We start from the raw sequence: 26,596 nt of genomic DNA, 5'->3' as shown, positions 1-26,596 counted from the left end.
TCACTACAACACCACTTCATTAACACACATCAAGGGGACCACATGTATGTCCACGATAGGCTGGAATGACAACGCGCCGATCTACCGGCAACTGAAGGACAAGGTCATCGGCATGATGCTCGATGGCGTCCTCAAGCCGGGCGACGCCCTGCCCTCGGTCCGGCAAGTTGCCGCCGATTATCAACTCAATCCGATTACCGTATCACGGGCCTATCAAGAGCTCGTGGACGATACCTTGGTCGAAAAAAGAAGGGGATTAGGTATGTACGTTACTGATGGCGCCCACGAAAAACTGTTGGCCAGCGAACGCGAGCGCTTCCTGCGCGAGGAATGGCCGGCCATGCTGGAACGGATCCGCCGGCTCGGCCTCGAGCCGGAATCGCTGCTGAAGGCGGCAACGCCCGGAGGTGCGGCATGAGCGCCATTATCACCGCGACCAATCTCAGCAAGAAATACGGCAAGCAGGCCGCGCTGGACGGCGTCAGTTTCACGGTCGAGTCAGGCCGCATCGTCGGCTTGATCGGCCCCAACGGGTCGGGCAAGACCACCACGCTCAAAGCGCTGCTGGGATTGACCCAGTTCGACGGCGAGCTGTCGGTGCTGGGCCTGGACCCGCGCACCCAGCGCGACGCGCTGATGAACGAGGTGTGCTTCATCGCCGACGTCGCCATCCTGCCGAAGTGGCTCAAGGTTGGGGATGCGATCGATTTCGTCGAAGGCGTGCATCCGCGCTTCGACCGCAGCAAGGCGGAGAAGTATCTGGCCATCACCAAGTTGAATCCGCAGATGAAGGTCAAGGCCATGTCCAAGGGCATGGTGGTGCAACTGCACCTGGCGCTGGTCATGGCGATCGACGCCAAGCTGCTGGTGCTCGACGAGCCGACGCTGGGCCTGGATATCCTGTACCGCAAGCAGTTCTACCAGAATTTGCTGGAGGACTATTTCGACGAGAACAAAACCATCGTCATCACAACGCACCAGATCGAAGAGGTCGAGCACATCCTGACCGACCTGATGTTCATCCAGGACGGCAAGATCTCGCTGGCGGCGACGATGGACGAAGTCGGCGAGCGCTTCACCGAGGTGATGGTCGAGGGACCGTTCATCGCCGCCGCCAACGCGCTGCGGCCGATGACCCAGCGTACCGTGTTCGGCAAATCGATCATGCTGTTCGACGGGGTATCGCGCGAGCAACTGGCGAACTTCGGCGAGCTGCGCACGCCCAGCGTCGCCGATCTGTTTGTCGCCACCATGAAAGGAACCTACGCATGAAAACCATGAAATGGCTGATCAAGCGCGAGATGTGGGAACACAAGGGCATGCTGGTGTGGGCGCCGACGGTGATCGCCGCGCTGATCGCGGTATTGGCGCTGGTCGCCGCCACGTTCGACAAAAACATCAGCATCAACGGCGACGGTTCGCCATCGCAAATGATGTCCGTCACGCTGGAGGGCAAGGTGCGCACGCAAGTCGTCGAAACGATGGCGCAGGCGTATATGGCCTCGGCCGCGCCGGTGCTGCTTGTGCTTGGCGTGCTGGTGTTCTTCTACTGCCTCGGCGCGCTGCACGACGAACGGCGCGACCGCAGCCTGCTGTTCTGGAAATCGCTGCCGGTGTCGGACTCGATGACGGTGCTGTCGAAGGTCTTGCTCGCCGCCGTCGTGGCGCCGCTGATCACACTGGGCATCGGTTTCGTGCTGTCGCTGCTGATCCTGTTGATCGGCGCCGTCCTGCTGCTGACGCACGGCACCAATGTGTTCGGCGAACTGTTCCTCACGCCGGATCTGTACCTGACGCCGCTGCGCATGCTTGGCCTGCTCCCTTTGTATGTGATGTGGGCGCTGCCGACCGTGGGCTGGTTGCTGATGGTGTCGAGCATGGCGCGCTCCAAGGTGTTCCTGTGGGCGGTCGGCACGCCGCTGGTGACGGCGCTGCTGTTGCTGTGGGCCGAGAAGGCCATGCACATCGGCATCAACTCGGCCTGGTTCGTCAGCAATATCGTCAGCCGGTTGTTGCTCAGCGTGGTGCCGGGCGCCTGGCTGCTGTTCGATGAGGCCCACATCGCGATGGATCACGCGCCGCGCCGGTTGCCGGTGCCGCAAACGATTTTCAGCGAATCGTGGGCGACCTTGGGCAATGCCAACGTGTGGATCGGCGTGGCCGCCGGAGTTGCCATGATCGCGGTGGCCATCTGGATGCGCCGCCGCCGCGAGGAAGGCTGATACGGGGCGGCCAACCGTTGCCGCTGAAAGTATATGGAGGCGGCAAGTCCTGCGCCTTCCCGACCGGCAACCCGCCCCGACGAGGCGTTGATCTCGACAAAATAATGTCGACGGATCAGGCCGTGTCCGAAAGACAGACTTGACCCCGGCGTTCATTGATCTCGCCAAAATAATGTCGACGGATCAGGCCGTGTCCGAAAGACAGACTTGACCCCGGGGTTGGTGTTACTCGAACTGCTTGCGGAACTCGGCGAATTGGGCGCTGAGGTCTTCGAAGTCGCGCCGCAGTTGCTGTACTTCCTGCTCCAGCGCGGCGACCCGGCCGCCCGACGAGGCCGAGCTGACCGAGCCGCCCAGCCCGGCCGCCGTTTCTTCACGCGCCAGCGCGTCTTCGCCACCAAGCAACTGGCCGTAGCGCGGTTCCTTGGTGCCGGGCGCGAGGGCGAGCTTGGAGACCAGCGGCGGATATTTGTCGATCAGGAATTGCAGCGCGTTTTCGACGTCGGCCACCGATTTGAAGTCGTGCAACCTGCCCGTGCGGGTGCGGATCTCGCCGGCCGTTTGCAGGCCGCGCAGCATCAGGATCGTCAGCACCGCCAGCTTGTCCTGCTCGAGCGACCATTTGATGCGCATGCGGTGCTCGTACTTGGTCACCCGCGCGCCCGCCTGCGTGATGCCGTTGACGTACTTGCGCTGCATCAGCCGCTGCAACACGTCGGCCACCGTTTCTTCCGAGATCGACATCACCGGGTCGCGGCTCGACAACTGATTGCAGCCGTTGACCAGCGCGTTCAGCGACAGCGGGTAGTTGTCCGGCGTCAGCGCTTCCTTTTCGGCCAGCACGGCCAGCACGCGAATTTCAAACGGGTCCAGTACTTCTGCGCCTGCGGGTGATTCCATGTCCATGATCCTTATTCGACGAGCTTGTTTAATTGGTCGGAATTCAATTTATCACATTCGGCTACTCCCTGACAGGGCAAGCCCGCCCCCTTCAGCACTGCCAGGATGCGCTCGATCTGCTGCTCCTGCTGGACGGCGTGGTTGATCAGTCCGTGCAGCGCTTTCGATAGCGGATCGTCGCCGTTCGGCGTGACGCCGTAGGCCGAGAACAAGTGCGCGCTGGCGCTGACCGCCGCGGCCGCTTCCTTCTGCACGATGTGCGCCGGATTGCCGACCGCCGTGGCGCCCGCCGGCACCGGCTTGAGCAGCACGGCGTTCGAGCCGACCTTGGCGTACTCGCCCACCGTGAAGCCGCCCAGCACCTTGGCGCCGGCGCCGACGATGACGCCGCGCGCCAGTGTCGGATGGCGTTTGCTGCCGGCGTGCAGCGAGGTGCCGCCCAGGGTCACGCCCTGGTAGATGGTGCAGTCGTCGCCGACTTCGGCCGTTTCGCCGATGACGACGCCGAAGCCGTGGTCGATGAAGACGCGCCGGCCGATAGTGGCGCCCGGATGGATTTCAATGCCGGTGATGATGCGCGCCAGGTAGGAGATGAAACGGCCGAGCCACTTCAGGCCGTGCCACCAGCACCAGCTGGCCCAGCGGTGCATGACGATCGCCTGCAGGCCGGGATAGCACGTGAGCACCTCCCATGTGTTGCGGGCGGCGGGGTCGCGTTCGATGATGCTGTTGATGTCTTGTCGCAGGTGGTTGAACATAGCTGTACGGAATGACAACCGAAACGCCCATGTTAGCGTATCCGGTTGGAGGTTGCTAAGAAGCGGCAGACTTGGAGGGGACGAAGCTGGTGGAAACAGCGGCGGCCCTCGAAGCGGGCCGCCGGAACTGCTTTGCCGGGATGCTGTTTAAGCTTCCCTGGCAAGGCGCTGGCGGCGCGCCTCGTACAGACAGACGCCGGAGGCGACCGAGACGTTCAGGCTCTCGACCGAACCGAACATCGGGATGCTGACCAGCATGTCGCAGGTCTCGCGGGTCAGGCGGCGCATGCCCTCGCCTTCCGAACCCATGACCAGCGCGGTCGGGCCGGTGAAGTCGGCTTCGTACAAACCTTTTTCGCCGTCGTCGGAGGTGCCGATCAGCCAGATGTCGCGGTCCTTGAGGTCGCGCAAGGTGCGCGCCAGGTTGGTGACGGTGATGTAGGGCACGGTTTCGGCCGCGCCGCTGGCGACCTTGGCGGCCGTGGCGTTCAGGCCGACGGCGCGGTCCTTCGGCACGATCACCGCGTGGGCGCCGACGCCGTCGGCCACGCGCAGGCAGGCACCCAGGTTGTGCGGATCGGTGATGCCGTCGAGGACCAGCAGCAGCGGCGGGCCTTCGATGGCGTCGAGCAGTTCATCGAGGTTGCGCGCCAGCGCCAGCTGCGAGGCGAAGGCGATCACGCCCTGGTGGCGGCGGGTGCCGACGATCTTGTCGAGCCGGCCCGAGTCGACCGGCATGACGCGCACGCCGGCCGCCTTGGCGTTGGCGACCAGATCCTTCATGCGGCGGTCGTCGCGCGTGGCGTCGATGAAAATCTCTTCCACGGAGGAGGCCTCATGACGCAAACGCGAGGTCACCGCATGGAAACCAAAAATCATTTTGTTCTTCATTATTTATCGCTTCTTCTTACTTTTTGAGGCAGGCTGCGCTGCTCGGGGTGCTACCGCGGCACCCGCCGCGGCATTGTTTTTGCCGCGGCCGCCACGCGAGCGCGACGCCGGCTTGGCGGCCGGCTGCGACGCCGACGATGGCGACGGCTGGGCCGATTGCGACGGCTTGGACGGCGCCGACTTCGACCCGCTGGTCTTGACCTCGTGGCGCTGCGACGTCGTCGGGCCCGGCTTGATGTTGCCCTTGCGATCCTTGTCCTTGGACGACTTTTCCGGACGCGGCGGCGGCGCGTCGACGCCGGCCAGGCGCAGGTCGATCTTGCGCGATTCCAGATCGACGCGCACCACTTGCACGTCGACCTTGTCGGTCAGCTGGAAACGCTTGCCGGTGCGGTCGCCGCGCAGTTCGTGGCGGGCGTCGTCGTACTGGAAGTAGTCGGTGCCGAGGTCGGTGATGTGCACCATGCCCTCGACGAACAACTGGTCCAGCTGGACGAAGATGCCGAAGCTGGTCACGCCGGTGATGATGCCGGTGAATTCCTCGCCCAGCTTGTCCTGCATGAAGTAGCACTTGAGCCACGCTTCGACGTCGCGCGACGCTTCGTCGGCGCGGCGCTCGTTGGCCGAGCAGTGCACGCCCAGCGCGTCCCACACGGTCAGGTCGACGGCGGCTTTTTTCTCTTTGCCGTCGGCCTTGTCCTTGGCCTGCTGCTTGCGCGTGGCGTTCGAGACGTTGGTGTTCAGTACGCTGGTCGACGGGATCTTCGGCTCGTATTTTTTACCGAGCAGTATCGCCTTGATGGCGCGGTGCGTCAGCAAGTCCGGATAGCGGCGGATCGGGCTGGTGAAGTGGGCATACGCCTCGTACGCCAGGCCGAAGTGGCCGATGTTGTCGGGCGAGTAGACCGCCTGCTGCATCGAGCGCAACAGCATGGTTTGCAGCAGCGACGCGTCCGGACGCTCCTTGACCTGGCGCATCAGCTCGGCGTAATCGCCGGCGGTCGGCTTGTCGCCGCCGTTCAGGTTCAGGTTCACCTGCTTGAGGAAGGTGCGCACCTGCTTGAGCTTTTCGGCGGTCGGGCTGGCGTGGATGCGGTAGGTGCCGGGATGCTTGTGGCGGATCAGCAGGTCGGCCGCGCAGACGTTGGCGGTCAACATGCACTCTTCGATCAGCTTGTGCGCTTCGTTGCGGGTGCGCGGGATGATCTTTTCAATCTTGCCCGACGGATTGCAGACGATGTACGTTTCGGTGGTCTCGAAGTCGATCGCGCCGCGTTCGCTGCGCGCCTTCAACAAGGCCTGGTAGACGTCGTACAGGTTCAGCAGATGCGGCACGATGCCCGGACGGCGCGCCGCTTCCGGTCCCTTGGTGTTGCCGAGGATGTCGGCCACTTCGGTGTAGGTCAGGCGCGCGGCCGAGTGGATCACGGCCGGATAGAACTGGTAGGCCTTGATCTCGCCCTTGGCGGTGATGACGGCGTCGCACACCAGGGTCAGGCGGTCGACCGCCGGGTTCAGCGAGCACAGGCCGTTCGACAGTTTTTCCGGCAGCATCGGAATCACGCGGCGCGGGAAGTAGACCGAGGTGCTGCGTTCGAGCGCGTCGGTGTCGAGCGCGTCGTTCGGCTTGACATAGTGGCTGACGTCGGCGATGGCGACGATCAGGCGGTAGGCGTTGGCGCGGCCGATCTTGACCGGCTCGCAGTAGACCGCGTCGTCGAAGTCGCGCGCGTCTTCGCCGTCGATGGTCACCAGCGGAATATCGCGCAGGTCGACGCGGTCGGCCAGGTCGATCTCGCGCACGACGTCGGGCAGCTTGTTGGCTTGCTTGAGCGCGGCGTCGGAGAAGACGTGCGGCACGCCGAACTTGCGCACGGCGATTTCGATCTCCATGCCCGGATCGTCAAGCGAGCCCAGCACTTCAACGATCTTGCCGACCGGCTGCTTGAAGCGCATCGGCTGCTCGGTCAGCTCGACGCTGACGACCTGCCCCGATTTGGCCTTGCCGATCGAACCTTCGATCAGGATGTCCTGGGCGATGCGCTGGTCTTCCGGCGCGACGATCCAGGCGCCGTTTTCGTTGAGCAGGCGGCCGATGACGTGCGTGTTGGCGCGCTGGACCACTTCGACGATGGTGCCTTCCGGCCGGCCGCGGCGATCGACGCCGATGACCTTGGCCAGCACGCGGTCGCCGTGCAGCACTTTCTGCATTTCCTTCTCGGGCAGGAACAGGTCTTCGCCCGGCTCGTCCGGGATGACGAAACCGAAGCCGTCGCGGTGGCTGCTGACGCGGCCGGCGACAAAGCCGGTCTCGGTCGCCAGCGAGAAGTGGCCGGTGTCGTCGGCGACAATCTGGCCGTCGCGCTGCATGGCGTTGAGCCGGCGCGAGAGCACGGCTTGTGCGTCGTTGGCGACTTTGAGCGACTTCGCTACTGCGAGCAGGTCAAGCGGCGCCTTGGCGCTGCGGAAGATGCCGAGAATTTCCTCCCGGCTGGGAATGGTGTGGGTAGTTTGGTTCAAAAGTATTTCTGTAGTTGTTATTGACAGTGTTCAGAGGAAATCCGGCCTGGCAAAATCGTCGGGTGCATATATATGACACGACGACAGGCGTAGTGTACTTGGAAACGCCGCGATAGCCTAATTTGCCGCCCCTCTGCAGGATTTTTCAGACAGATTCCGAATTTGGTGTTTGACATTGCGCAGGATTGCTCTATAATCTTGGTCTCTCGCAGCGACAATGTTGAAAAACAAAGTTTAACCGAGAAACTGCTAGACCGGGTTGATGCGCAGTATGGAACGCAAGTTCATCTGGCGCGAAACTCACCCTGTCGCTATAATAGCAGTTGTTGTTCAGCAGTATCAGTGCCCACGTGGCGGAATTGGTAGACGCGCATGGTTCAGGTCCATGTGCCGCAAGGTGTGGGGGTTCGAGTCCCTCCGTGGGCACCACAAAATTCCGCAAAAAGCCTCCGGCTAGCCTCACGGCGCGCCGGGGGCTTTTTTCATTGCGCAGCCGCCCCCCCTACGTTGTCCACTGCAGGTTCAGGCGCGCGCCGATTTCACCGAGCAAGGCGTGCTCGTCGACCGGCTTGCCGAGGAAGGCGTCGGCGCCGGCGGCCAGCGCGCGCCGCCCCTCCTCCGGCGTCGAACTGGCCGAAATGATCAGCACCGGCGTTGTGGCGGTGCCGGGCTCGGCGCGCAGCCGGCGCGTCGTCTCGATGCCGTCCATGTCCGGCATCACCATATCCATCAACACCATGTCGGGCGGCTCGAGCCTGGCCTGGCGCAGCGCGGTGGCGCCGTTGTCGGCCTCTAGCATGCGGAAGCCGAGCGGACCGAGCAGATCGCGCAGCAAGGCGCGGTTGGTGGCGACGTCATCGACCACCAGCAAGGTTTTGCGCGGGCCCAGATAGCCGCCCGGGATGGCATCGCCACCGACGGCGGCGCCGGGCGCGTCGACGACGGGCACCGGCACGTCGAACCAGAAGCGGCTGCCGCGTCCCGGCACGCTCTCCACTTTTACATCGCCACCCATCTGGCGCACCAGCTGGCGGCTGATCGCCAGGCCCAGGCCGGTTCCGCCGGCGCGGCGCGCGGCCTCGCCGACCTGTTCGAACGGATTGAATATGTTTTCCAGCTGGGCGGCGTCGATGCCGACGCCCTCGTCCAGCACCTCGAAGCGCAGCATGGCCGTCGCCTCGGACACGGCGGCGACACCGCCCGAGCGTTCGACCGCCGCGGCCGGCGCGGGCGCCACGCGCAGGCGCACCGCGCCGCGATCGGTGAATTTGACGGCGTTGCCAAGCAAGTTCAACAGCACTTGCCGCAGCCGCGTCTCGTCGACGCTGATCGCCAGCGGCAGGCCGCCGACCAGTTCCAGCTCGAAATGCAAGTGCCGCTGCTCGGCGCGCACGCGCATGATGTCGGCGACAACCGTCAGCAACTCGCCAAGCCGCACCGGCCTGGGATGGAACTCCATCTTGCCCGCCTCCACGCGCGACAGGTCCAGCACGTCGTTGATCAGCGCCAGCAGGTGGTGGCCGCCCTGGTGAATCGTGCCGAGGCCGGTTTGCTGCGACGGCGACAGTTGCTTGTCGCGCTTCAAGATTTGCGTGTAGCCGAGGATGGCGTTGAGCGGCGTGCGCAACTCATGGCTCATCGCGGCCAGGAAGGCGGACTTGGCGCGGTTGGCCACTTCGGCGCGCTCCATCGCCGCGCGCAAGTCCTGGTTCGCTTGCAGCAGTTCGGCGTTGACGGCGGCCAGTTGCGCCGGGCTGGGTATCAGCAACGCCACCGGCACCAGCCGCACCAGCGCGACCGCCGTCACCACCGAAGCGACCGCCGTGATCGCCTTGAGGATCACCAGCGGCACATAGTCGGGACGCCAGACCACCCAGATCTCGGCCAGGTGCGTGCTGCCGCAGGCCAGGATGAACACGCCGAAGGCGACGAACATCCAGTTGAACGGCATGTCGCGGCGGCGGCGTATGAAGTAGATCAGGGTGACCGGGATGGTCAGATAGGCCAGTGCGATCAGCGCGTCGGCGATGACGCTGGTCCACAGGATCGACGGTATCCACAAAAAGCAGTGGCCGTGCGGCATGAAGCCCTGGCTGTTAAACCAGTTGTTCAACATCTCCATGACTGTCTCCGTATGTTTGGATGCCGAGTGAGCAAACTGGAGCTTACGAAAGTGCGGCTCAACAAGCAAGCGCGAAATCCCGTCCACCCCGCCCGGTGTGGCGCGCGAATTTCTTTCACAAAAAAATGGTTTCTCCCTTGACTGCGGTGGGCCGCTCACTTATGATTCTGGCCTCTGTTGCAGAACACGCGGCAGCGAAGCAAGACGCAGTAAGCAGTACAGTGCCCACGTGGCGGAATTGGTAGACGCGCATGGTTCAGGTCCATGTGCCGCAAGGTGTGGGGGTTCGAGTCCCTCCGTGGGCACCACAAAATTCCGCAAAAAAGCCTCCAGTAGCCTTCCGGCGCACTGGGGGCTTTTTTCATTGGTGACCGCGCCCGCGACGTTGAAATAATTTCACCCAAGCACCGACATTGCTATTGACGAGGTGACAGCCGTCCTTTAAGATTCGGGCCTCTGTTGCAGAACACGCAGCGGTAAGCAAGAAGCAGCAAGCAGTTCAGTGCCCACGTGGCGGAATTGGTAGACGCGCATGGTTCAGGTCCATGTGCCGCAAGGTGTGGGGGTTCGAGTCCCTCCGTGGGCACCACTCTACCGGATACGCAAAAAAGCTCCATCCGCCGAAAGGTTCGATGGGGCTTTTTTCATTGGCGCCAGGTTGTTCGCAAGGTGCACTCACGCAATCCAACGACAATAGTCGCTTCAAATCGCAACGCCGCTATGCCCCAACCTTCCTACGCCAGGCAGGAGGCGAGCGCCGACCCGCGCCCGGCCTCCGTCGAGAAAATAGCCGCGTTACCGGGTAACACCACCGCTCAGCTCGATTTCTGACAACTACAGCGCCGCTTTGACCGCGTCCGCCAGCGTAATGGTCGGGCGACCGATCAGCTTGCTCAGCGCGCGGCCGCTGTCGTCCAGCGCGCCCTTGGCGGCGGCGGCGTCCGAATCGGCGATCAGGTCGGCCACCGGCGCCGGCAAGCCTACGCCGATCAGCATCTCGCGGTATTCATGCTGCGGCAAGTTGTGGAACGGCACCTGCTTGCCGGACTGGCGCGACAACTCGGCCGCCAGCTCCGCCAGCGTGAAGGCGGTGTCGCCGGCCAGTTCATATACTTGCTCGACCGGCCCGGCGCCCGACAGCACGGCGGCGGCCGCGTCGGCATAGTCCGCGCGGGCGGCGGCGGCGATGCGCCCTTCCCCCGCCGCGCCGGCCAAGGCGCCGTGCGCCAGCGCGCCACCGAGGCCGGCGGTGTAATTTTCCACATACCAGCCGTTGCGCAACAGGCTGTAGGCCAGGCCGGAGGCGCGGATCAGCGCTTCCGTTTCGCGGTGCTCGCCGGCGAGCCCAAGCTGGCTGCTATCGGCGCGCAGCACGCTGGTGTAGGCGAACAGCCCGACCTTGGCGCGCGCGGCGGCGTCGACGACGGCGCGGTGCTGCGGCACGCGCCGCCCCACTTCGCTCGACGAGATCAGCAGGACCTTGGTGGCGCCCGCGAAGGCGCTGTCGAGCGAGGCGGGGTCGTTGTAGTCGGCATGGCGCACCTGCACGCCCTGCGCGGCCAGGTCGGCGGCCTTGGCGACGTCGCGCACGGCGGCGACGATCTGCGCCGGCGGCGTGGTTTTCAACAGGCTGGCAATCACCAGACGGCCCAGTTGGCCGGTTGCACCAGTAACAATAATCATGATTTTTCCTTTGAATTAAGCGCCACAGGGACATTCCGCGCGGTTGGGACTATCATAGAGCCTATACTTTCGAATTGTAAGTACGTACAATTTAGTAAGTACCCCTACCCCGATTGGAAACCGTGATGACCGAGCCGAAAACCAGCAAATCCCTGCGCAACAGCCTTGCCGGCCTCGACGACGCCCAGCGCGCCGAACTGCTTGCCGCCGACTGCCCGTCGCGCGCCGTGCTGTCCCATATCACCAGCCGCTGGGGCGTGCTGGTGCTGGTGGTGCTGCTCGACGGCACCCACCGCTTCAGCCAACTACGGCGCGCGATCGGCGGCGTCAGCGAGAAAATGCTGGCGCAGACGCTCGACGCGCTGGCCTGCGATGGCCTGGTGCTGCGCGTGGCGCAACAAGTGTTGCCGCCGCACGTGGAGTACAGCCTGACCCCGCTGGGGCGCGGGGCCGCCGAGCGGCTGGAGGTGCTGGTCGACTGGATAGAGGACAACTTCCCACAAATCAAACAGGCGCAAGAGGCGGCCACCGGGCTGGCGGCATAAACGCTGGCGGGTCCCGCCCATCTTGTACTACACTGGTTTTCTCCTCCGCTTCGCGGAACCGGACCCACGCCCATGATGCCGCCGTTCCCACCCGATCAGCCGCACACGATACTGATTGCCACCAGCGCCGCGTACGATCACGTCACCCTGGGCAAAACGCTCGGCAGGTACGGCTATGACGTGCGCGCCGTCGGCCGCGGCGACGAAGCGCTGGCCAGGGCGGCCGCCGGCGGCATCGCCCTGGCCGTGCTGGACGCGGCCCTGGCCGGCAGCGCCGGACTGGAGCTGTGCCAGCGCCTGCGCCAGGTGTGCGGCCCCGCTGTGCCCATCTACCTGTTGTCGAGCGCGCCCAACGAGGACGAGCGCGAGCGCGCACAGGCCGTCGGCGCCGACGCCTACCTGCCGCTCAGCTTCAACGCCGACGACCTGTCCGAAAAAATCCTGCTGCGCCTGAAGGTCATCGAGCCGGCGCCGGTCATGGCGGACCTGCCGGCCATGTCCACGCTGGAGGTCAATTACCACACCATGCTGTCCGGCTCGCCGGACGCGATCCTGCTGCTACAGCGCGGCAGCTACCGCATCCTGGACGTCAACCGGCGCACGCGCGAGCTGTTCGGGCTGACCGAAACGGAACTGGTGCAAGCGCACTTCCTGTCGCTATGCCCGCCCGCGCAGCCGGACGGACGCCCGTCGTCGCAGGTGTTCGAGGCGCACGTCGAGCAGGTGATGGCGGGCGGCGTGCAGGTGTTCGAACTGACCATGCGGCACAGCTTGGGCCGCGCGGTGTGCTGCGAACTGCGCATGGTGCCGCTCAACTCCGGGCCGCACCGGTTGATGCACATGCGGGTGGTCGATGTCACGCGGCGCAAGCTGGCCGAGGCGCTGCGCGACGGCAAGAACCGCTTGCTGGAGATGATCGCCCGCGGCGCGCCGTTGCGCGACATCCTCAACAGCCTGATGCTGCTGATCGAATCGCAGTCCGAGGACGTGACGTGCACGGCCATGCTGCTGGCGCCGGACGGTGTCCACATCCAGGTCGGCGCCGGGCCCAGCATGCCGCCCGGGTACCTGGCCTCGCTCGAAGGCTTGGCGGTCGGCCCGGCCGCCGGCTCGTGCGGCACCGCCATCCACCGCAAGCAAACGGTGGTGGTGGCCGACATCATGAACGATCCGCTGTGGACCGGCTACCGCGAGGGTGCGGCGCACTACGGCCTGCGCGCGTGCTGGTCGATGCCGATCATGCTCGACAAGGACACCGTGCTCGGCTCGTTCGCGATGTACTACCGCGAGGTGCGCACGCCCGGCCCCGAGGATCTGAGCCTGATCGGCGCGGCCACCTACATCGCCGGCATCGCCATCGTCCGCACCCGCCGCGAGGAGGAACTGCGGCGCCACCGCGAGCACCTGGAGGAACTGGTGGCCGCGCGCACGGCCGAGCTGTTGCAAGCCAAGGAGGAAGCCGAGCACATCAACGAAGAGCTGACCACCGCGCTCGACAACCTCAGCCTGACCCAGGACGAGCTGGTGCGGCGCGACAAGCTGGCGGCGCTGGGCGCGCTGGTGGCCGGCGTCGCGCACGAGCTCAACACGCCGATCGGCAACAGCCTGGTGATGGCCAGCAGCATGAGCGAGCGCACGGCGGAACTGCGGCGCGACATGGACACCGGCCTGCGCCGCTCGGCGCTGGAAAGCTATCTGCGCGAGGCCGCCAGCGCCGACGAAGTGGTGGTGCGCAACCTGACCCGCGCGGCGGCGCTGGTGGCCAGCTTCAAGCACATCGCCGTCGACAGCGCCAGTTCGCAGCGCGCCCGCTTCGTGCTGGGCGACCCGATCGCGCAGCTGCTGCAACCGCTCGACAACGACCTGCGCCGGCACGGCTTGACCTTAGAGGAGCATGTCGACCACATGCTGGAGATGGACAGCTATCCTGGTCCGCTCAGCCAGGCATTGCACAATCTGATCGAAAACAGCGTGCTGCACGGCTTCGACGGCCGCACTTCGGGCACGATCACCCTGTCGGCCCGCGATGGCGGCAACGGCGAGCTCGTCATCGAGGTCGCCGACGACGGCGCCGGCATCCCGGCCGCCAACCTGGCGCGCATCTACGATCCGTTCTTCACCACCCGGCTTGGCTCGGGCGGCTCCGGGCTGGGGCTGTACATCACCCACAACATCGTCACCGGCGTGCTCGGCGGACGCATCGACGTCAGCAGCACAGCGGGCCGAGGCGCGCGCTTCACCCTGCGGCTGCCCAAGGTGGCGCCGCTATGAGCTGGCTGGCCATGATGGCGGACCGGCAGGCATCGCCAGCGGCGCCGAATTGCTGTACGCTCAAACCATGACGAATATCAATACGCGTGCCGCGCCGCTGCTAATACTGCTGACACTGGCGCTGTGCTGCGGCCAGCTCAGCGCCGGCCCGGCGCCCTGGTGGCAGTACCGCAGCAAAATCGACGGCAAGCTGGCGTGTTCGCAAACCCCGCTCGGTGCCGGCTGGGAGAAAGTCGCGGGGCCGTACAAAGATAGCCGTTGCGAAAAGTTAGTTCTTGCTAAATAATGGACCCACAACAACACGGGAGAACCCCGGGGCATTACATACCATCATCATAATGAGGAGACTGTATGTTTACGAATCCCGAGCAATTTGCCAACGCGACCAAAGCCCTGTTTGAATTCCAATTAGAAACTTTTAACGCGCTCACCAGCAAAGCGGTGCAAGGCGTCGAGCAGGTGGTCGCGCTGAACATGGCCACCGCCAAGTCGCAGCTGGAGGAAGGCCTGGCCACCGGCAAGGAAATGAGCCAGGCGGCCGACCCGAAAGCGGCAATGACGCTGGCCGCCGCCAAGCTGCAGCCCGGCGTCGCCGGCGCCAACGCCTACAACCAGCAGCTGGGCGTGATCATCGCCGAGATCCGCGAAGAGTTCACCCGCGCGGCCGACGCCCATGTGGCCGAGGCCAAGAGCAATCTGAGCGCGCTGATCTACGACGTCACCAAAAACGTGCGTCCCGGCTCGGAAAACGCGGTGCAGATCGTCAAAACCGCCATCGACAACGCCTTCAACGGCTACGAGCAGGTGACCAAGGCCACCAAGCAGGCGGTGCAGTCGGTGGAGGCGCAAATCGCCAAAGCCAGCGAAATGGTGGAAAAGAACACCCCCGCCGCCAAGCAAGCCTGATCGGTTGATTTTGCTGGGCAAGCGGTGCTGAAAGCGATACACTGTATATAAATACAGTTTATCGCTCTTCTCGCTTCCGTTTCCCCTGCAATGATCAAAGTTCTCGACAACGCGTTTTATTACCTGGATAACTTCCATCAGGTGCTGACGTGGATAGGCGACCGTTACGACGATCTGCTGACCACCGAGGAACGCGACTTCATCACCGGCTTTCCCACGCTGCCACAGGCGTCGCGCGCGCTGCTGGTGCGCATGGTCATGCGCAAGGGCACGCTTTTCCGCGCGAGCAAGCTGGCCTACGCCGAAATCGGTAGCGCGCACGAGGCCGCCCGGCCGCTGGCGGCGCTGGGCCTGATCGAGGAAGACCCGCTGCTGGACCTCGAGCAACTGTTCGATCTGCTGCAAAAGCCGGAGATCGGCAAGATCTTCCAGCTGGCGCCGTACCTGCGCCAGTTGCGCAAGAGCGAGCAGCTCGAGGCGCTGCGCGAGCAGTACGACGGCCAGCACCGCTTTTCCAACTGGTACGAGAATTCCGGCGACCATGTCTACAGCCATTTGACGCAGCAGCTGTGCGACCGCCTGCGCCTTATCTTCTTCGGCAACTACCACCAGGACTGGACCGAGTTCGTGTTGTCCGACCTGGGCATCTACCAGTACGAAAAAGTGGCGTTCTCGCCGGCCGCGCGCGGCTTCCGCAGCCGCCGCGACATCGACGATTTCCTGATGCTGCACCAGTGCCACGAGCGCTTCGTCGACGGCGAGGACCCGGCCGGCGTGATCCGCGACCTGCCGCCGTGCTCGGACGATAACGAGTGGCTGCGCAGCCGGCGCGACAAGCTCACCTTCACCATCGCCCAGCACGTCGAAAAGCTGGCCGACTGGAAGGCCGCGCACGCGCTCTATGCAGGCTGCCACTATCCGGGCGCCCGCGCGCGCGCCATCCGCGTGCTGGAGAAGGACGAGCAGCCGCGCGAAGCCTTCGATTTGCTGCAGGTCGCGCTGCAACAGCCCGAGAGCGAGGCCGAGCGCCAGCAACTGCTGCGCATGGCGCCGCGCCTGGCGCGCAAGCTGGGCCACGCCAAGCTGCCGCGCACGCCGCTGGCGCAGGCGTTGCGCATCGACCTGAGCCTGCCGCCGCCGCAGGAACCGAGCTACGTCGAGTTCGTCGTGCGCGACCACCTCGCGCGCGACGACGCGCCGGTCTACTACGTCGAAAATTCGCTGATCAACTCGCTGTTCGGCCTGCTGTGCTGGGACGCCGTGTTTTGCCCGATCCCGGGCGCCTTCTTCCATCCCTACCATCGCGGGCCGGCCGACCTGCACAGCGCCGATTTCCAGCGCCGCCGCGCGCAGCAATTCGCCGACTGCCTGGCGCAGCTCGACGGCGACCAGTACCGCGCCACCATCCTGGCCAACTACGCCGCCAAGACCGGCATCCAGTCGCCCTTCCTGTACTGGGAGGCGCTCGACGAGGACTTGATCGGGCTGGCGCTCGACTGCATCCCGCCGCTGCACCTGAAGCGCGCCTTCGAGCGCATCCTGCTCGACATCAAGGCCAACCGCAGCGGCTTCCCCGACCTGATCCAGTTCTGGCCCGCCGAGCGGCGCTACAACATGATCGAGGTGAAGGGTCCCGGCGACCGCCTGCAGGACAACCAGCTGCGCTGGATCGAATACTGCGCCACGCACCAGATGCCGATCTCGGTGTGCTATCTGCAATGGGCGGCATGAACGGCGCCACTTACACCGTCGCCGTGCGCGCGCTGTGCGAGTTCACCGCCAAGACCGGCGACCTGGATCTGCGCTTCACGCCCTCGCCCACCGCGCAGGAAGGCATCGCCGGCCACGCGCTGGTGACCTCGCGCCGCGACGACGACTACGAAACCGAGATCGCCTTGTCCGGCGACTTCGGCCCCTTGCACGTGCGCGGCCGCGCCGACGGCTACGACCGCCGCGCCAACCGGCTGGAGGAAATCAAGACCTATCGCGGCGACTTGAAGAATATGCCGGACAACCAGCGCCAGCTCCATTGGGCGCAGGTCAAGATCTACGGCCATCTGCTGTGCAAAGACCAGGGCCTCGACAAGGTGCATCTGGCGCTGGTCTACTTCGACATCGGCAGCCAGAAGGAAACCCTGCTGCACGAAGAGCATACGGCGCTGGCCCTGCGCGCCTACTTCGAAAAGCAGTGCGGCCTGTTCCTGCGTTGGGCCGAGAAGGAGATGGCGCACCGCGAGGCGCGCGACGCGCAGCTCAAGGCGATGCGTTTTCCGCACGCCGATTTCCGTCCCGGCCAGCGCCAGCTGGCCGAGGCGATGTACAAGGCCAGCAACCGCGGCGTGTGCCTGCTGGCGCAAGCGCCGACCGGCATCGGCAAGACCGTCGGCAGCCTGTTCCCGATGCTGAAGGCGAGCGCCAAACATGGCGTCGACAAGGTGTTTTTCCTGGCCGCGAAAACCTCCGGCCGGCAGATGGCGCTCGACGCCGTCGACATCATCCGCGCGGGCGCGCCGCTGCTGCCTTTGCGCACGCTGGAGCTGGCGGCCAAGTCCACCGCCTGCGTCAATCCGGACAAGGCCTGCCACGGCGAATCGTGCCCGCTGGCCAAGGGCTTTTACGACCGCCTGCCGGCCGCGCGCCAGGCGGCGCTGGACATCATGCTGCCGCCGGCGCCGTCGCCCGCTGGCGCCGAAGCGGCGCGGGCGCCGTTCCTTGCGCTGGACCGCGAAACCTTGCGCGCCGTCGCGCTGGCGCACGACGTCTGCCCGTATTACCTGAGCAGCGAAATGGCGCGCTGGTGCGACATCGTCATCGGCGACTACAACTACTACTTCGACATCAGCGCCATGCTGCACAGCCTCACCCTGCTCAACGACTGGAAGGTCAACGTGCTGGTGGACGAGGCGCACAACATGGTCTCTCGCGCGCGCAAGATGTATTCGGCCGAGATGGAGCACGCCGGCCTGCGCATGCTGCGCAAGGTCGTGCCGGAGGAATTGAAAAAGCCGCTGGACCGCGTGCACCGTCAATGGAACCAGCTGGAAAAGGACCAGACGGCCGAATACCAGTGCTACGCCACCTTGCCCGAGAAGTTCATGGGCGCGCTGCAAACGGCGGCCACCGCGATCTCCGACTACATGGCCGACCATCCAAGCTATGTCGACGCCGACCTGCAGGAGTTCTACTTCGGCGCCCTGCTGTTCGCACGGCTGGCCGAGAGCTTCGGCGACCACGCGCTGTTCGACATCGAAAAGAGCGAAGGCGCGCGCGCCAGCCATTCCAACTCGGTGCTGTGCATCCGCAATATCGTGCCCGCGCCCTTCCTCAAGCCGCGCTTCGAGAGCACGCACACCACCGCGCTGTTCTCGGCCACGCTCAGCCCCTGGAACTACTTCGGCGACATGCTCGGCATGCCCGACACCACCGCCTGGGTCGACGTCGAATCGCCGTTCGTGGCCGAACAGCTGTCGGTGCAGGTGGCGTCGCACATCTCCACGCGCTACCAGCACCGCCAGCAATCGCTGCGTCCCATCGCCGCCTTGATGGGTGGCCAGTATCAGCGCCAGCGCGGCAACTACCTGGCTTTTTTCAGCAGCTTCGATTACATGGAGAAGGCGGCCAACCAGTTCGCCGAGGCCTATCCGGAGGTGCCGGTATGGCGCCAGTCGCGCCGCATGGACGAAGCCGCGCGTGCGCAGTTCCTCGCCCGCTTCACCCTGGAGAGCGAGGGCATCGGCTTCGCGGTGCTGGGCGGCTCCTTCGGCGAAGGCGTCGACCTGCCCGGCGCGCGCCTGATCGGCGCCTTCGTCGCCACCTTGGGGCTACCGCAGATCAATCCCGTCAACGAGCAAATCCGCCTGCGCATGGACGCCATCTTCGGCGCCGGCTACGACTACACCTACACCTATCCCGGCCTGCAGAAGGTGGTGCAGGCGGCGGGGCGCGTGATCCGCACCCAGTCCGACCAGGGCACCGTCTATCTGATCGACGACCGCTTCGGCCGCCCGGAGATCCAGCAACTGATGCCGGCATGGTGGCGGATTGAATCCGCAGTCCCCACACCATAGCCGCACACTATTGCGATGATTGTCACCATGGGAAAATTAAATAATATAATGATAATTATTCCATAGTATGATGACTGACTGGGCTCACGAGGCCCATGTTTATAACTGACAATAGGTGTATGCCAATGCCGAAGACAATCCGCTTCATGCTGTGTGCGCTATTGCTGATCAGCTCGCCGTCATTCGCCGCCGTGATCATCGTCGCCAACGACGAACTCGCCACCGGTCCTTCGCCGGTCTGGAACGCCAGCATCGATCCGCAGGCTTACCTGTCCAAATACGACTACAACGCCGGCAACGTGATCGCCACCGGCAACGACACGCTACTCGTGTTGCCCGTGTCTTCCGTGCCGGAGCCGTCGGCGGTGCTGACCGTCATGCTCGGCCTGAGCGTGCTGGGCATCGCGGCGCGCAAACAAAGCAAGCCGTTTTAACCTCCCCTACCGGACCGCGTCCCTGATTTTCTGATAGCCGCTACGGCTTATCGGCAGCTTGCCGCCGTCACGCAGGATCGCCACGTGGCTGTCCTTGGTGGCTTGCTCGATGCGCTCCACGCAGGCGATATTGACGATGTATGAGCGATGGATGCGCAGGAACTGTTCGCCGTCGAGCTGCCCCTCCAGTTCGGTCAGGCGCTGGTTCTTCAGATAGGATTTTCCCTGCGCCAGGATCCGCACATAATCGTCCTGCGCCTCGATATAGTCGATCTTGTCGCTGCCGATGACATGCACCTTGGCGCCGTCGCGTATCAGCACGCGGCCGAGCGGCTTGTTGCGTCCGGCCGCCTCGCGCACCATGTTCTCCACCGCCGGATCGGCGGCGCCGTCGCTCTTGCCGATAGCGGCGCGCGCATGCGCCAGCGCCTGGTCGAAGCGCTGCTGGCTGAAAGGCTTGAGCAGGTAGTCGAGCGCGTGGTACTCGAACGCCTTGATCGCATACTGGTCGAAGGCGGTGGCGAAGATGTAACGGGTCTTCGCGCCGGCCAGTTCGGCCACCTCGAAACCATCCAGCTTGGGCATCTGGATATCGAGGATCACCAGATCGGGCGACAACTCGGCGATCGCCTTGACGGCCTCGAAGCCATTGGCGCATTCGGCCACGATCTCGGCGTCCGCGTGCTCGGACAAGTACTCGCGCACCACGGCGCGCGCCAGCATTTCATCGTCGACGATTACGATACGCATGCTTCGATCTCCATCGTTTACTCTCCACCCTCGGTCGTTTGCGCCGGCATGGCGATCTCCACGCCGAAGCCGTTCTCGTTGAAGCCCCAATGGATGCTGGCCTCGTGCTTGTAAGCGCCCGCCAGCCGCTGGCGCACGTTGGCCAGGCCGATGCCGTTGCCTTGGTCGGCTGCCGCCGGCGGCGAGTCCGCGTCGACCGGATTGTCGACGCGGATGTACAGCATCGAACCGGCGCGCCGCGCGCCGATCGTCACCGTGCCGCCTTCCGGCATATTGCAGATGCCATGCTTGACGGCGTTCTCCACCAACGGCTGGATGATCATCGGCGGCACCAGGCACGCCAACGCCGCGTCTTCCAGCGCCTCCTCCACCAGCAGCCGCTGGCCGAAGCGCACCTGCTCGATCGCGAGGAAGTGCCGTATCAGCACCATCTCCTCGCCCAGCGTGACCTTCCTGTGCGCTTCCATGCCCAGGCTTTGACGGAAGAAGCTGGCCAGCTCCAGCGTCATGCGGCGCGCCGCCTTCGGGTCCTGCGAAGTGAGCGCGCTGATCGAATTGAGGCTGTTGAACAGGAAGTGCGGATCGATCTGCGTGCGCAGCATGCGCAGCTCGGCCTCCTGCGCCATCAGCAGCGATTCGAGCTCGCGCTGCTCGGCGTGTTTGGCGCGCAGGAATTCGATCACCATGTAATGCAGCGCCGCCGCGAAGCCGTACAGCAGGATGCCCAGTCCGACGATCAGCGCCGACAGCTGCCCGGTGATGACGATGCCGGCCCAGCCGGCGCCGAGCAGCAACGTCAAGCCGTTCCAGGCGTGCCCCAGCAGCAGCCATAATATGCCGCACACCACCGCGGACGCCATCAGCACCAGCGCGATCGACAGCGGCCGGCGGCTGCCCAACGGATAGGCGCGGCACAGATAGTAGGCCGAGTAGCCGGCGGCGAACGCGTACACCAGATTGATCGGAATGGCGAACAGCATGGCGTTGGCCATCGGCGTGTCGCTCGAGAGCGCGATCACGGCGCCCAGCGCGACGCCTATGAACAGCCACACCACCATGTAGATGGCCGCGCCGCGCGGGCCGGGGGAGTTCTCCTGCATCCTTAGTTACGCACTTCCAGTCCACCCATGATGGCGTAGCCGCGCACGTACAACACCTTGCCCGGGGTGGCGGGCGGCGCGGTCTTTTCCTCGAAGCCGCCCATGATCGGCGTGCCTTGCAAGACCACCGTCCAGTCGACCGGCACCTTGATGGTGACGCCGCCGAACAGCGAGAACACGTTGAGCACCGCTTCGCCGTTGATCGAGCTTTGACGCAGATCGAGATCGCAGCCGCCCATCAGCGCGGTGATCTCGCCGCCGCGAAAATCGGCGGTGATGATGCGGCGCTTGAAGGCGCCCATGAAGGAGGTGATGTCGACGCCCATTTGATCGAACTCGCTGTCCGGGTCCGGCTTGGCGCCGCCGGCGTGCTGTCTGAACACCGAGCGGCCGGTGCCAGACTTGAACACCACCGCGACGCCGAACACGATCAGCAGGATCGGCCACAGCGAATGCCAGCTGATGTCGAACAGTCCGGAGCGGCCCAGGAAGATCAGCAAGCCCGCCGCGATCAAGCCGCCGCCGGTTAGCTTGCCCGACGATGTACGGGTTTGCAGCAGTTTCAGGATGCCGAAGAAGATCAACGCCGTCGGCAGCAGGTGGCGCCGGAAATCGAGGTCGATCCAGCCCAGGTTATCGACCAGGAACAGCAAGCCGATGACAATCACGGCGATGCCGATGGCCATCTGCGATTTAGGGTCGGTTTTGGCGAAGGCGTTCATTTTTGCTCCCTGGCGGCGGCGAAGATGTTATCGAGCAGTGGGCGCAGCAGCAGGCCGACGCCAAAGGCGACGATCAGCGCCGGCCATGTGTCGCCGAAGCCCCAGCCCCAGATGCGGTTGAAGGAGACATACCACCAGCCGGCGAAAAAGATGTTCGCCAGGCCGCTCAGTAGATACTGCGGCGTGGTGGGTGGAATGATTTGTATGACGCCGGTCATGACGACCAGCCATGGCCAGTAGCGCCACAGGCGCATGATGTCGACGTCGAAGTCAAGGTAGCCGGCGCGTTCCAGCAGGAAGGCGCTGCCGACGGCGATCATCAGCAATCCCCAGACCAGCTGTTTGCGCCATTGGTAAGCAATTTCTGCGTTCATGTGAGTTCCCCAAGTCGGTATGAACATAACAATACCGGGGAACCGCGGGCGGGGGAACCGCTATTCGGCGAATGGCGGAAAAGAGGCGGTGAATGGCGAAACGCGGGCGCGCTCGCCGTGCTTCAGGAGCGTCCGCCGTTGCCCAGTTTGGGCTCGAACATCAACATGCCCCAGCCAAGCTGGCGGCGGATTTCCTCGGGCTTGGGCGGCGGCTGGACGTCGCGCGTGCGGCGCTCGAGGTAGGCCCGGACCAGATGCTTGGATGGATGAGTAGTCTGCGACATGATGTTCTCCCAGTCAGCAACCCTGTTGTTGGTGCCGGTACTTGAGGCTACCGGCTTACCTGCTGCTGAGCTTTCATCTGACGATGCGCTCCAAGCACGCAAGGCCAGTGTACGTCGCCGCGCTATCGATATCTGTACGCCGCCACACACTGGCAGGCATCAAAGCTTACCTCCCGGCTACCTTCACAACTTCCGCTGCAAGAACTCGAGGAAGCAGCTGATGCGCTGCGCCAGCTGGGTATTGCGGTAATACACCGCGTGGATCTGCTGCCGGTAGCCGGTGTAGCTGTCCTCGAGCACCTTGACTAGGCGGCCGGCGTCGAGATCGGCGCGCGTCATGAACTCGGCCAGGCACACGATGCCCTGCCCGGCCAGTGCCAACTGGCGCAAGGTCTCGCCGCTGGAGGCCGAGATGGACGGCGTGATCTGCAAGCTGTTGCCGGTGGCGTGGCGCAGCGGCCAGCTGTTGCCCTGCTCGTACTGGACAAAGCCGGCCAGCGAATGGGCCGCCAGGTCCTCCGGCGTTTGCGGCGTGCCGTGCTGCGCCAGATATTCGGGACTGGCCAGCACGTACAGCGGGCTGGAACTGAGCGCGCGCGCGTGCAGGGTCGAATCGGTCAGCGCGCCGATGCGGATGGCGACGTCGGTGCGGTGCTCGATCAGATCGGCGATCTGGTCGTTGCTGCTCAATTCGAGCTTGATTTCCGGGTATAGCGCGCGGAACTCGGCCATATGCGGCACCACGCAATGGAGCATGAACGGCGACGCCGCGTCCACGCACAACCGGCCAGCCGGCTTCTGGCGGCGGATGCGGATGGTCTCCTCGGCCTCCTCCATCGCACCCAGGATCGCCCGCGCGCGTTCGAGGAACAGATGGCCCTCCTCGGTCAGCTCCATGCGGCGCGTGGTGCGCGTCAGCAGCGACGTGGCCAGCTTGTCCTCGAGCCGCGACAGGGCGCGGCTGACGCCGGACGTGGTCTGGCCCAGGTGGACCGACGCCGCGCTAAGCGTGCCGCTGTCGATCACGGTGATAAAAGTTTTCAGATCGTCGGAATTGATATCCACGTTTTCAGCTCAAAAGTATCGTTACGCCACATACAGCAGCACCGCGCCGAAATGGCATGCGCTGCCGCCAAGTACAAACAAATGCCAGACGCCGTGACCGTAGCGCCATTTGTGGTCGGTGACGAAAAAGGCGATGCCGACCGTGTAGACCACGCCGCCGGCGGCCAGCCACATGAAGCCATTCCAGCCCAGCGCGTCGATCAGCGGACTGGCGCCGATCACGCCGACCCAGCCCATGGCGACATAGATCACCAGCGACAGCACGCGCGCGCCCTTGGCATACCAGATCTCCTGCAGGATGCCGACGATGGCCAGGCCCCAGACCACGCCGAACAACGACCAGCCCCACGGTCCGCGCAGGCTGACCAGCGTAAACGGTGTGTAGCTGCCGGCGATGAGCAGGTAGATGGCGCAGTGGTCCATCCGCCGCAGCACGTCCTTGGCGCGGCCGCGCGTGCTGTGATACAGCGTCGAGGTCAGATACAGTCCCAGCAAAGTGGCCGCGTACACGCTGAAGCTGACCACTTTCCAGGGGTCGCCGCTGCGCGCCGCCATCACGATCAGCAGCGTGCCGCCGATGGCGGCCAGCACCGCGCCGATGACGTGCGTGATGCTGTTGAAGCGCTCTCCGTAATACATATGTGCTTCCAATGCAGGTGTGGCCACGGCAGGGAGCGCTGTGGCCACGTGCATTGTATAGCGCATCGCCGCCCGCCGCGATCGCGCTCACCACGCGTTCATCCATGTCCCCGCGCCGCGATACCTTTGGTCCATTCTGCGTCGACCGTACTTTATTTGCAGTTAGCAAAAACTCAATCGTAGCATATTAGGAATTAATTCAAAGCAATGTTACAAAATCATGCAAATGGGGTTGACCCGCTTGCGACAGATGTCGCATAATCATCCCAATCGTCGCAGAAAAGGTCTAACCATGTCCACCAATACCCAGATTCCCTCCGTCAGCGAGCTGACATTGTTGAAAACGTTGTGGAAGCAACAGCCGCTGAGCGCGCGCGAAATCCACGACGCCGCCGCCGACGAACTGGCGTGGTCGTTCTCGTCGACCCGCAAGACGCTGGACCGCATGCTGGAAAAACGCATGGTCGGCCTGCAGACGGTCCATGGCATCAACGTCTACAGCGCGCAGCTGGAAAAAGTCGGCACGCTGGCGGCGTTCGCGCACGACTTCGGCCGCCGCGTGATGGAAATGGACGCGCCGCTGCCCGTCACCATGTTCACCGGCAGCAAACTGGTCGACCAGCAGGAACTGGCGCGGCTCGAGCAGATGCTGCAAGAGTGGCCCGACGACGAAGCGTCCAAGCCATGATGCCGGTCTACGTGATGATGTTCAAATGGCTGCTGGCCGGCGTCAGCTGCGCGCTGGCGGGGCTGGCGATGTATTCGCTGCTGCACGCCGCGCAGCGCGTGTGGCCGGCGCTGGCGGCGCGGCGCGCGGTGTGGCTGGCCGCGCAACTGGTCGTCGCCGGCGCGGCGCTGCTGCCCTTCCTGCCGCACGGCGAGCAAATCAGCGTGGCGCCGGCGGTCACGCTGAACGCGCGCCAGTCGTCGGCCATACGCATTCTGGCGCTGGACGAAGGCGCCGATGCGCACGGCGACGCGCGGCCATCCGTCCATGCCAGCACCGCGCCGCGCGACGCGGCCGGTGAAGCCGCCGTCGATGCCCAGTGGCGGTTGCGCTCCATGGCGGCGTTGGCCGTGGGGCTGCCGATACTGTGGGCCGCCTTGTATGCCTGCGGTCTGGCCCATGCGCTGGCGCGGCTCCTGCGCGCGCGCATGCTGTGGCGGCGGTTGCTGGTGGCCGCGCGCGTCCTGACGCCGCGCGAGTTGCTGGCGCACGGCGCGTTCAGCGCCGATCAGCTATCCGAGATCGGTCGCTCCCGCCTGGCGGTGATGGAAACCGAGGCCGCGGTTTCGCCGATGTTGATCGGCTTGCGCCGGCCGATACTGCTGCTGCCGCGCCATCTGCGCGAGTTCGGCGCCGATCAGCAGCAGATGATCGTCGCGCACGAACTGCACCACTGGCGCGCGCGCGATCCACTTTGCCTGGGCGTGTCGACCGTGCTGCAAACGGTATTCTGGTTCAATCCCGCGCTGCGCTGGCTGGCCGCGAGGATGACGTGGGCGCTGGAACTGGCGTGCGACCAGCGCGTGCTGGCCGGCCGCCCGCAACAACAGCGCAAGCGCTATGCGGCCGCGCTGCTGCGACAGTGGCAGGCGCAGGCGGCGATGCCGCCAGGCGGCGGCCTGGCGTTCGGCGGCATTCACGGCGACACCATCGCCGCGCGCATCCTGCACATGCAAAAAACCTCGCTGCCGGCACTGGGCACCGCCGCCGCGTGGACCGTCGCGGCGCTGATGGCGGCGGTGCTGGCGGCGGGCGCCATGTTGCAGCCCGCGCTGGCGTTCAACGTCGAGCGGCAGGCCACGGCCGAACCGGCTGCCGCCGATAACGCGGCGCCGGCCGCCGCGTGGCGCCAGCCGCTCGACAGGATGCGCGTGTCCGGCTTCTTCGGCGTGCGGCGCGCCATCTCGGACAAGCCGCATCCGGGCATCGACCTGGCCGCGCCCAAAGGCACGCCGATCCACGCGGCGGCCGCCGGCACGGTGATCGCCGCCGGCGAGCTGGCGGAAAACCATGGCCGCTACGGCACCTCTGTCATCATCGAAACCGGCGCGCGGCAAACGCTGTACGCGCATTTGAACAGCGTCGCCGTCAAGCCCGGCGACCGCGTGACGGCCGGCCAGTCGATCGGCACCGTCGGCGAAACCGGGTTCGCCTCCGGACCGCATCTGCACTTCGAAGTGCGCCAGGATGACCGGACCATCGATCCGGCGACGCTGCTCGCCGGCCTCGATGCCCACGCCACCCGGCGCGCGCTGAAAGCCAGGCGCCAGCAGCAAGGCTACTAGGCCGCCCCCTCCCACTCTCCTTTCAACATTCTTTGCCGGTAAGCCGCGTCC

25 protein-coding genes and 3 tRNA genes are annotated in these 26,596 nt (G+C 64.8%); 15 read left to right on the top strand and 13 right to left on the bottom strand.

The window, feature by feature from the left end; all coding sequences use genetic code 11:
* The first annotated feature begins 46 nt into the window (after window positions 1–46).
* The 3 genes from BMX85_RS17715 to BMX85_RS17705 are packed head-to-tail and all read left to right on the top strand — an operon-like array spanning window position 47 to window position 2,222.
* On the top strand, window positions 47–418 hold the full coding sequence (locus BMX85_RS17715) for a GntR family transcriptional regulator (RefSeq protein ID WP_090321027.1): 372 nt from the start codon (window positions 47–49) through the stop codon (window positions 416–418).
* A complete protein-coding gene (locus BMX85_RS17710; protein WP_090321024.1) occupies window positions 415–1,272 on the top strand; it encodes an ABC transporter ATP-binding protein in 858 nt (285 codons plus the stop codon). The genes BMX85_RS17715 and BMX85_RS17710 overlap by 4 nt, the downstream gene beginning before the upstream one ends.
* The gene (locus tag BMX85_RS17705) at window positions 1,269–2,222 is read left to right on the top strand and encodes a hypothetical protein (RefSeq protein ID WP_090321022.1); all 954 of its coding nucleotides are present in this window, start codon (window positions 1,269–1,271) and stop codon (window positions 2,220–2,222) included. The genes BMX85_RS17710 and BMX85_RS17705 overlap by 4 nt, the downstream gene beginning before the upstream one ends.
* A 225-nt stretch (window positions 2,223–2,447) precedes the next feature.
* Here BMX85_RS17705 and BMX85_RS17700 read toward each other — a convergent pair whose 3' ends face one another.
* The 4 genes from BMX85_RS17700 to rnr form a co-directional block, all read right to left on the bottom strand.
* Window positions 2,448–3,122: a YceH family protein gene (locus BMX85_RS17700; RefSeq protein ID WP_090322128.1), complete on the bottom strand. Its 675-nt coding sequence runs from the start codon at window positions 3,120–3,122 to the stop codon at window positions 2,448–2,450.
* 11 nt (window positions 3,123–3,133) lie between these two features.
* On the bottom strand, window positions 3,134–3,880 hold the full coding sequence (gene cysE, locus BMX85_RS17695; RefSeq protein WP_090321020.1) for a serine O-acetyltransferase: 747 nt from the start codon (window positions 3,878–3,880) through the stop codon (window positions 3,134–3,136).
* Between the two features lie 147 nt (window positions 3,881–4,027).
* Entirely contained in the window at window positions 4,028–4,771 is a 744-nt protein-coding gene (rlmB, locus tag BMX85_RS17690; RefSeq protein WP_090321017.1) for a 23S rRNA (guanosine(2251)-2'-O)-methyltransferase RlmB, read from the bottom strand.
* A 3-nt stretch (window positions 4,772–4,774) separates the two neighbouring features.
* Window positions 4,775–7,291 carry a ribonuclease R gene (gene rnr, locus BMX85_RS17685; RefSeq protein ID WP_090321014.1) on the bottom strand — a complete coding sequence of 839 codons (2,517 nt, stop codon included), beginning with the start codon at window positions 7,289–7,291 and terminating at the stop codon, window positions 4,775–4,777.
* Window positions 7,292–7,635: 344 nt separating this feature from the next.
* On the opposite strand from rnr, the gene BMX85_RS17680 reads away from it, so the two are divergent.
* Window positions 7,636–7,720 (top strand) — tRNA-Leu (locus tag BMX85_RS17680).
* A 73-nt stretch (window positions 7,721–7,793) separates the two neighbouring features.
* Here BMX85_RS17680 and BMX85_RS17675 read toward each other — a convergent pair.
* Window positions 7,794–9,413 (bottom strand): ATP-binding protein, encoded by a 1,620-nt coding sequence (locus tag BMX85_RS17675; protein ID WP_090321012.1) that lies wholly within the window; start codon window positions 9,411–9,413, stop codon window positions 7,794–7,796.
* A gap of 223 nt (window positions 9,414–9,636) precedes the next feature.
* Here BMX85_RS17675 and BMX85_RS17670 point away from each other — a divergent pair.
* Both BMX85_RS17670 and BMX85_RS17665 read left to right on the top strand, forming a co-directional pair.
* Window positions 9,637–9,721: transfer RNA gene (locus tag BMX85_RS17670), tRNA-Leu, on the top strand.
* A gap of 196 nt (window positions 9,722–9,917) precedes the next feature.
* A tRNA-Leu gene (locus BMX85_RS17665) sits at window positions 9,918–10,002 on the top strand.
* 245 nt (window positions 10,003–10,247) lie between these two features.
* On the opposite strand, the gene BMX85_RS17660 is transcribed toward BMX85_RS17665, so the two are convergent.
* The gene (locus BMX85_RS17660; protein ID WP_090321010.1) at window positions 10,248–11,096 is read right to left on the bottom strand and encodes an NmrA family NAD(P)-binding protein; all 849 of its coding nucleotides are present in this window, start codon (window positions 11,094–11,096) and stop codon (window positions 10,248–10,250) included.
* 125 nt (window positions 11,097–11,221) lie between these two features.
* Here BMX85_RS17660 and BMX85_RS17655 point away from each other — a divergent pair, with 125 nt between their 5' ends.
* The 7 genes from BMX85_RS17655 to BMX85_RS17625 all read left to right on the top strand — a co-directional run bounded on the left by BMX85_RS17655 (window position 11,222) and on the right by BMX85_RS17625 (window position 19,319).
* Window positions 11,222–11,641 (top strand): winged helix-turn-helix transcriptional regulator, encoded by a 420-nt coding sequence (locus tag BMX85_RS17655; RefSeq protein ID WP_090322124.1) that lies wholly within the window; start codon window positions 11,222–11,224, stop codon window positions 11,639–11,641.
* Window positions 11,642–11,713: 72 nt separating this feature from the next.
* The gene (locus tag BMX85_RS17650) at window positions 11,714–13,912 is read left to right on the top strand and encodes an ATP-binding protein (protein WP_090321007.1); all 2,199 of its coding nucleotides are present in this window, start codon (window positions 11,714–11,716) and stop codon (window positions 13,910–13,912) included.
* A 67-nt stretch (window positions 13,913–13,979) separates the two neighbouring features.
* On the top strand, window positions 13,980–14,198 hold the full coding sequence (locus BMX85_RS17645) for a hypothetical protein (protein WP_090322120.1): 219 nt from the start codon (window positions 13,980–13,982) through the stop codon (window positions 14,196–14,198).
* A 65-nt stretch (window positions 14,199–14,263) separates the two neighbouring features.
* Window positions 14,264–14,818, top strand: coding sequence for a phasin family protein (locus tag BMX85_RS17640; protein WP_090321004.1), 555 nt, complete (start codon window positions 14,264–14,266; stop codon window positions 14,816–14,818).
* Window positions 14,819–14,908: 90 nt separating this feature from the next.
* Complete coding sequence (locus BMX85_RS17635) at window positions 14,909–16,549, top strand: VRR-NUC domain-containing protein (protein WP_090321000.1); 1,641 nt, start codon at window positions 14,909–14,911, stop codon at window positions 16,547–16,549.
* Window positions 16,546–18,885 carry an ATP-dependent DNA helicase gene (locus tag BMX85_RS17630; protein WP_090322116.1) on the top strand — a complete coding sequence of 780 codons (2,340 nt, stop codon included), beginning with the start codon at window positions 16,546–16,548 and terminating at the stop codon, window positions 18,883–18,885. The genes BMX85_RS17635 and BMX85_RS17630 overlap by 4 nt, the downstream gene beginning before the upstream one ends.
* Window positions 18,886–19,010: 125 nt before the next feature.
* On the top strand, window positions 19,011–19,319 hold the full coding sequence (locus BMX85_RS17625) for a PEP-CTERM sorting domain-containing protein (protein WP_090320997.1): 309 nt from the start codon (window positions 19,011–19,013) through the stop codon (window positions 19,317–19,319).
* A 6-nt stretch (window positions 19,320–19,325) separates the two neighbouring features.
* Here the strand turns inward: BMX85_RS17625 and BMX85_RS17620 are convergent, their stop codons facing one another.
* The 7 genes from BMX85_RS17620 to BMX85_RS17595 form a co-directional block, all read right to left on the bottom strand.
* Window positions 19,326–20,069, bottom strand: coding sequence for a LytR/AlgR family response regulator transcription factor (locus BMX85_RS17620; RefSeq protein ID WP_090320994.1), 744 nt, complete (start codon window positions 20,067–20,069; stop codon window positions 19,326–19,328).
* 17 nt (window positions 20,070–20,086) lie between these two features.
* Window positions 20,087–21,169 (bottom strand): sensor histidine kinase, encoded by a 1,083-nt coding sequence (locus BMX85_RS17615; protein ID WP_090320991.1) that lies wholly within the window; start codon window positions 21,167–21,169, stop codon window positions 20,087–20,089.
* A 2-nt stretch (window positions 21,170–21,171) separates the two neighbouring features.
* Window positions 21,172–21,891: a LiaI-LiaF-like domain-containing protein gene (locus BMX85_RS17610; protein ID WP_229210540.1), complete on the bottom strand. Its 720-nt coding sequence runs from the start codon at window positions 21,889–21,891 to the stop codon at window positions 21,172–21,174.
* Window positions 21,888–22,265 (bottom strand): LiaF transmembrane domain-containing protein, encoded by a 378-nt coding sequence (locus tag BMX85_RS17605; RefSeq protein WP_090320988.1) that lies wholly within the window; start codon window positions 22,263–22,265, stop codon window positions 21,888–21,890. Before BMX85_RS17605 ends, BMX85_RS17610 begins: the two co-directional genes overlap by 4 nt.
* A 122-nt stretch (window positions 22,266–22,387) precedes the next feature.
* The gene (locus tag BMX85_RS30545) at window positions 22,388–22,549 is read right to left on the bottom strand and encodes a hypothetical protein (protein WP_177196799.1); all 162 of its coding nucleotides are present in this window, start codon (window positions 22,547–22,549) and stop codon (window positions 22,388–22,390) included.
* Between the two features lie 183 nt (window positions 22,550–22,732).
* A complete protein-coding gene (locus BMX85_RS17600; protein ID WP_090320986.1) occupies window positions 22,733–23,614 on the bottom strand; it encodes a LysR family transcriptional regulator in 882 nt (293 codons plus the stop codon).
* Between the two features lie 21 nt (window positions 23,615–23,635).
* Window positions 23,636–24,253 (bottom strand): PAQR family membrane homeostasis protein TrhA, encoded by a 618-nt coding sequence (locus tag BMX85_RS17595; protein ID WP_090320983.1) that lies wholly within the window; start codon window positions 24,251–24,253, stop codon window positions 23,636–23,638.
* Window positions 24,254–24,545: 292 nt separating this feature from the next.
* Between BMX85_RS17595 and BMX85_RS17590 the strand changes: the two genes are divergently transcribed.
* Window positions 24,546–24,941 (top strand): BlaI/MecI/CopY family transcriptional regulator, encoded by a 396-nt coding sequence (locus tag BMX85_RS17590; protein ID WP_090320981.1) that lies wholly within the window; start codon window positions 24,546–24,548, stop codon window positions 24,939–24,941.
* A complete protein-coding gene (locus BMX85_RS17585; RefSeq protein ID WP_090320978.1) occupies window positions 24,938–26,545 on the top strand; it encodes a M23/M56 family metallopeptidase in 1,608 nt (535 codons plus the stop codon). The genes BMX85_RS17590 and BMX85_RS17585 overlap by 4 nt, the downstream gene beginning before the upstream one ends.
* Window positions 26,546–26,596 lie beyond the last annotated feature (51 nt).

Origin of the sequence: Duganella sp. CF517 (genome assembly GCF_900110275.1) — a bacterium.
GTDB lineage: Bacteria > Pseudomonadota > Gammaproteobacteria > Burkholderiales > Burkholderiaceae_D > Rugamonas.
This window is presented reverse-complemented; position numbering and strand designations above follow the sequence as displayed.